Origin of the sequence: Nigerium sp. (assembly GCF_039811905.1) — a bacterium.
In the GTDB taxonomy this organism is placed as follows: Bacteria; Actinomycetota; Actinomycetes; order Propionibacteriales; family Propionibacteriaceae; genus Propioniciclava.
Genome location: NZ_JBDHZL010000151.1, coordinates 1 through 4,896, shown reverse-complemented (window position 1 = coordinate 4,896; position 4,896 = coordinate 1). Strand labels below are relative to the sequence as shown.

The 4,896-nt window shown below is 71.3% G+C and carries 4 protein-coding genes; 1 reads left to right on the top strand and 3 read right to left on the bottom strand.

What is annotated here, in order from left to right; genetic code table 11:
* Positions 1 to 290: 290 nt before the first annotated feature.
* From WMJ97_RS14420 to tdh, 3 genes are all read right to left on the bottom strand, one after another.
* Positions 291 to 1,202, bottom strand: coding sequence for a type IV toxin-antitoxin system AbiEi family antitoxin domain-containing protein (locus tag WMJ97_RS14420; RefSeq protein ID WP_347349704.1), 912 nt, complete (start codon positions 1,200 to 1,202; stop codon positions 291 to 293).
* A gap of 352 nt (positions 1,203 to 1,554) precedes the next feature.
* On the bottom strand, positions 1,555 to 2,769 hold the full coding sequence (locus WMJ97_RS14415; protein WP_347349703.1) for a glycine C-acetyltransferase: 1,215 nt from the start codon (positions 2,767 to 2,769) through the stop codon (positions 1,555 to 1,557).
* 1 nt (position 2,770) lies between these two features.
* Positions 2,771 to 3,826 carry an L-threonine 3-dehydrogenase gene (gene tdh, locus WMJ97_RS14410; RefSeq protein ID WP_347349702.1) on the bottom strand — a complete coding sequence of 352 codons (1,056 nt, stop codon included), beginning with the start codon at positions 3,824 to 3,826 and terminating at the stop codon, positions 2,771 to 2,773.
* Positions 3,827 to 3,903: 77 nt separating this feature from the next.
* Between tdh and WMJ97_RS14405 the strand changes: the two genes are divergently transcribed.
* Positions 3,904 to 4,896: hypothetical protein (locus tag WMJ97_RS14405; RefSeq protein ID WP_347349701.1), on the top strand; the 993-nt coding region annotated here is incomplete at its 3' end.

Below are 4,896 nucleotides of genomic sequence, written 5' to 3'. Positions count from 1 at the left end.
TCGCCCCTCGCCCCTCGCCCCTCGCCCCTCGCCCCTCGCCCCTCGCCCCTCGCCCCTCGCCCCTCGCCCCTCGCCCCGAAAACGCTGCAGGTCTTTCGCCAACGCTGCAGGCGTTCTCAAAACGCCGGGCTTAAGCCAGAACGCTGCCTTACGTAAGGCAGCGTTCTCGATTAAGGCAAGCGTTGTGGAAACGCTGCAGGCGTTTCGCGGCTTACTGCAGGCGTTTCGCGGTTTACTGGAGGCGTTTCGCGGTTTACTGGAGGCGTTTTTCAGCCCCGCGACCCCGCCACCTACGCCGACCGCCGCACGGTGGGACGCAACGCGGATCGCACACGACGCTCGAGTTGGTCGGGATGAGACGCCTCCTCCCATCCCCAGCGCACGGTTCGGTAGCCCTGCGCGCGGATGTTCTCCTCGCGTTGCTTCTCGGCCATGACGGCGTCGGCGGCCGTCTGCCCCGGTTTCAGCAGTTCTCCGTACTTGGCTTTGCCGTCCGCCTCTCCCACCACGCCGAGATCCGGCCACGCGAAGTCGGTGCGGGCGATAAGCCGATCGCCATGCCGGATCTCGAACTGCAACACCGGTTTCGGAATCCCCAGCCGATCGAACTGCACCCGGCTGAGCGATTCACAAGGGGATTCACTCAACTCATCGGCGAACAGGGCAACGCCACGGGCCCGACTCCGGCCACGCAGGCGGGGGCGACGTCGAATTTGCTCGAGCAGCGCATCCCGCTGGAGCACCCCTCGATGGAGTGCGTTGTCGGCCACGATGACGCCCCACTCGTACGGCATTGTTCGGGCGAGGTCCGCGACGGTGCGGGCGAGGCCGGTGACGCGCAGGTCCCCGACCTCCACCCACTCGTCGCCGTCCAGGTCGCCGGCGTGAAAGAACAGCCCGCTGTCGCGGCGTCCATGAGCGTTGCCCGGACGCGTGACATGGACCGTGCCGAGTTCGCCCCAGGGCACGGGCAGCCCGTGGACCACCGCCGCCGACACATGGCTCAGCACGGACTCGGGATGCAGCAACGGCATCGTCGCCTGCACCCTCAGGAGATGATCGGCCTCGGCCGTCCTCTCGGAGGGGCTCGCGTACACCCCTCGCCGGACGCGCTGCAGCGTCCCTTCGCGCGCGGCCTGGGCGATCTCGAAGCGGCTCATCCCGGCGGCCATCAGGTCGCGCGTGCGTTTCAGTTCGGTCATGCCCCTAGCGCAGCAGGCCGAGGCGATTCTGTCTTGATTTCGAGAGATATCCACAGGCGCAATGTCCGAGGGGAGTTCTCCCCTGTGGATAACCTCACCGGACGCCGCCCCGGCAGACCGAAACGCTGCAGGCGTTTGCGAAACGCTGCAGGCGTTCTCGAAACGCCGGGCTTAAGCCGGAACGCTGCCTTACGTAAGGCAGCGTTCTCGCCGAAGGCAAGCGTTGTGAAAACGCTGCAGGCGTTCCGCGGTTTGCTGCAGGCGTTCTCGAAACGCTGCAGGCGTTTCGCGGTTTACTGCAGGCGTTTCCGAAACGCTGCAGGCGTTTCGCCCCCCGGGACGAGCGGCGCCCTCAGCCCACCGCCTCCCGGGCGGCGATGAAGGCGTCCACGCACCTCCGGACGTCCGCCTCGGAGTGCGCCGCCGACAACTGCACCCGGATCCGCGCCTTGCCGCGCGGCACCACGGGGAAGCTGAACGGGATCACATACACCCCGTCGGCAAGCATCCGTTCCGCGATCCCGGACGCCGCCCGCGCGCCGTCCTCGCCGGGGAACATCACCGGCACGATCGGGTGCGGCTCGACGCCCGGCGTCGCCGGGCCCAGGGCGAAGCCGGCGGCGTCCATGAGGTCGCGGAAGAGCCGCGTGTTCGCGCGCAGCCGTTCCCGCTTCTCCCCGAACGCCTCCACCAGCGCCAGCGCCGCCCGTGACCCGGCGACGACCGCCGGGGCGACCGCGTTGCTGAACAGATAGGGCCGCGACCGCTGCCGCAGCAGCTCGACGATCTCGCCGTGCGCGGCGACATATCCCCCGGACGCACCGCCGAGCGCCTTGCCGAGCGTCCCCGTGACGATGTCGACGCGATCCTCGACGCCGAACAGCTCGGGCGTCCCGCGGCCGCCTTCGCCGACGAACCCGACGGCGTGCGAGTCGTCCACGAATACGAGCGCATCGTACTGCTCGGCCAGCTCGCAGATCCGCGGCAGCGGCGCGTACAGGCCGTCCATCGAGAAGACGCCGTCGGTCACGATCACCCGCCGCCGCGCCCCGGACGCCGCCCGCAACTGGGTCTCCAGGTCGTCGGTGTCGCCGTTGCGATACCGGTAGCGGGACGCCTTGCTCAGCCGGACCCCGTCGATGATGGACGCGTGGTTCAGCTCGTCGGAGATGATCGCGTCCTGCTCCCCGAACAGCACCTCGAAGACGCCGCCGTTGGCGTCGAAGCAGCTCGAGTACAGGATCGCGTCGTCCGTCCGGAGGAAGGCCGCGATTTCGGCCTCCAGCGCCTTGTGCTGCACCTGCGTCCCGCAGATGAACCGCACGGACGCCATCCCGAAGCCCCACTCGTCGAGCGCGGCCTTCGCCGCCGCGACCACCGACGGCTCGTCGGCGAGCCCCAGATAGTTGTTGGCGCAGAAGTTGAGCGAATCCTCCTCTGCACCGGACGCCGCCACGCGGATCCGGCCCCCCTGCGGCCCCGCGAGCTCGCGTTCGCGCTTGGTGAGCCCGGCGTCCTCGATCGCGCGCAACTCCTCGGCCAACTGGCCCCTGACCTGGTCGAACATCTCAGCCCCATTCCATGATGACCTTGCCGCAGCGGCCCTCGCGGGCCGCGGCGAACGCGTCTTGCCACTGCTCGGCGTCGTAGCGGTGCGTGATGACCGACCGGACGCCGTCCGCCAGCGTCGGCGACGACGCCAGCATCGAACTCATGAGGTACCACGTCTCGAACATCTCCCGGCCGTAGATGCCCTTGAGCGTGATCATGTGCGTGATGACGCGTCCCCAGTCGATCGGGTACGCGCTCTTCGGCAGGCCGAGCATCGCGACCTTGCCGCCGTGGTTCATGTTCGCGAGCAATTCCTCCACCGCGGCCGGCGACCCCGACATCTCCAGGGCCACGTCGAAGCCTTCCTTCATGCCCAGCTCCGCCTGCACGTCGCGCAGCCGCGTCGTCCCCACGTTCACCACCAGGTCCGCGCCCGCGTTCTTCGCCAGCGCCAGCCGGTAGTCGCTCAGGTCGCTGACGACGACGTGCTTCGCGCCGGCATGCCGCGCGATCGCGGCGGCGATGCAGCCGATCGGCCCGGCGCCGGTGATGAGGACGTCCTCGCCGACCAGCGGCCACTGCAGCGCCGTGTGGGTCGCGTTGCCGAGCGGGTCGAAGATCGCCCCGAGATCGGGATCGACGTAGTCGCGGGCGTCCGGGTCGCTCGGGTGCTTCCACGCGTTGATCGCGGGGAGCACCACATAGTCGGCGAAGCAGCCGTCCCGGTTCACGCCCAGCCCGACCGTGTTGATGCACTGGTGGCGGCGTCCGGCCTTGCAGTTACGGCAGTAGCCGCAGACGATGTGCCCCTCTCCGGAGACCCGGTCGCCGGGGGCGATCGTCACGACGTCGGCCCCGGTCTCGACGACCTCGCCGTAGAACTCGTGGCCGATCGTCTGCGGCAGGCTCATCATGGACGCCGCCCAGTCGTCCCACTCGGCCAGATGCAGGTCGGTGCCGCAGAGCCCGGTGCGCAGCACGCGCACCTTCACGTCGGTCGGGCCGCACTCCGGCTCCGGACGCTCGACCAACTCCAGCCCCGGGCCCTTCTGCATCTTTGCCAGCGCTCGCACCTCGCCATCATTGCATTGCCGGCGACATGCCGCCGAAGAGCCCCGTCCCGGGGCCTCCCCGCCCGGAGAATAACCGCGTGACCCGACGACCCGGACGCCTGCGTGCCCTCGGCGCGACCCTCGCGCTGGGCGCGCTGCTGGCCGGCTGCGGGCACCTCGGCCCGCTGCCGGACACCCTGCGCGTCGAACCCAGGCGGCCGTCGCCGTTCGCCGGGGTCAAGCGGTCGGCGTCCGCGTCACCGAGCGCCGAGCAGACCCCCGAGGCCGCGGACGCCGTGCAGACGCCGCCGCCGTCGGCGTCCGTCCGGACGTTCGCCCTGGCCAGCGGCGTACGCGGCCGGCTCATCCTGCCGTCGGACGCCGACGCCCAACTCCTCGTGTGGGCCGGCCCGGCCGACGACGAGGTGCCCCGCGCGCTCGCGATGGCCGGCTACGCCGTGGTCGCCCCCGACGCCCCCGACGACCCGGCCGCCTACGCCTCCGCCCTCGACCGGACGCGCGCGGCCATCGCGGCCGACGATCCCGGCCTCGGGCAGGTCGCCGGGCGCATCGACGCGCGCCAGGCGTTCCTCGTCACCCAGGACGCCTCGGCCGCCTTCGCGGGCGGCCTCGTCGCCGCGACGCAGACCCGGCCGATGACGATCCGGGGGCTGCTGCAGTTCGACCCGACGGACGCCGGCGCCTCGCTGCCGGACGTCCCGACGCTGACCGTCACTTCTGCCGGCGGTGCGGGCGTCCCGCTCATCGCCGACCGCGTCCAGCCGGCGCTCACCGCCGTCGCCGGGCAGCCCCTATCGGACGCCGACCGCGGCCGCGTCGCCGTCCGCTGGTTCAACGCGATCACCGGACGCGGCCCGACCGACGGCCTCCCGATCGCCGCGCGCGACGCGCTGCCCCCGCGGCTGGAGGACCTCGACGTCCGGTGGGTCGCCGTCACCCCGCGGTCCCGCACGGTGGTCTACGCGTCCGGGCGCACCGGCGAGCCCCGCCTCACCCGCGCCACGGCCGCGCCGTGCGCGGCGGGCACCCCGGCCGGCAGCGCGTCCCCGGGCCGCGGCACCCCGTCCTCG